Source organism: Mangrovimonas xylaniphaga, from assembly GCF_001280435.1.
Lineage (GTDB): Bacteria > Bacteroidota > Bacteroidia > Flavobacteriales > Flavobacteriaceae > Mangrovimonas_A > Mangrovimonas_A xylaniphaga.
Genome location: NZ_LBIP01000014.1, coordinates 1 through 1,067, shown reverse-complemented (window position 1 = coordinate 1,067; position 1,067 = coordinate 1). Strand labels below are relative to the sequence as shown.

The window sequence follows — 1,067 nt, the reverse complement described above, 5'->3', positions numbered from 1 at the left end:
TGGTACTGCACCCGTGGGAGAGTAGGTCGTCGCCTTTTTTGAAGCCCCCAGCATCAACTGCTGGGGGCTTTTTGTTTTTATATACCTTGCCAAAACAATACTCTTCAAATAATACAAAACCCCAACTTTTACAGTTGGGGTTTTGCTGTTTGTAATAAAGGCGACTTGGATTTAGTAGTTCAAGAGTTTAAGTGTCTTATGCCCATTTCTCAGTGATAATTTTAAGATAGGCGCATTAGGAGTTCCTATATGGGGTTATTTTAAGTATGGCTGTTATTATGTTCAATTGAAGGGGTATATTAGGAGTTTTTGATCTATTGGGATTTAATAGGGATGATCAATTTTCCTGTTTCAGATGTAGACTCTCCAAGTTTAGAGAACAATTGAATTTTAGATTTTTCTTTTGTTATATTCTATTTCAAATCTGTACTTAAGAATACCTCCGTATTAGAATTTATGAATTAGAAGGAGGAAATACCCAGGAGAAAAGGTTAAATTGTCTTATTAGTGATGGAGGCATGAAATAAATTATTATATTTAACGCCTTTTAATTCAGGGGGATACATTTTGTTCCTCAAAAAAATATCCAAAAACCGCAAAAAAGGCTTGCAGATATCCAAAAAGGCGGTATATTTGCAGCCGCAAAAACAGCGAGTGCTGCGAAGGCGAGAGGAGTTCATTGAGAGGGTCGGTTATAAGTGTTTTGAGAGGCGATTGCGCCACGAAAAAAAACTTTTTAAAAAAATAACCGAAACTGTTGCGAGCTTCAAAAAAGGGTTCTATATTTGCACCCGCTTAAGCGACAAGCTTAGGAAAAACAAAGAAGACAAGTTCATTAACATATTGAATTGACAGCGTAAGATTGGATCTTTTTTAAAGATCTGGTCGAACAAAGAACAAGCCATTTTGAGAACCAGAAAATTCCGTTTCGATAGTCTGAATAATATTTAAGATTTAACGATGAAGAGTTTGATCCTGGCTCAGGATGAACGCTAGCGGCAGGCCTAACACATGCAAGTCGAACGGTAACAGCACTTCGGTGGCTGACGAGTGGCGCACGGGTGCGT

Annotated in this window: 1 rRNA gene; it reads left to right on the top strand. The window is 38.0% G+C overall.

The annotated features are described in order from the left end of the window. Positions 1 to 957: 957 nt before the first annotated feature. Positions 958 to 1,067 (top strand): 16S ribosomal RNA (locus ZA06_RS08815); the annotation flags it as partial.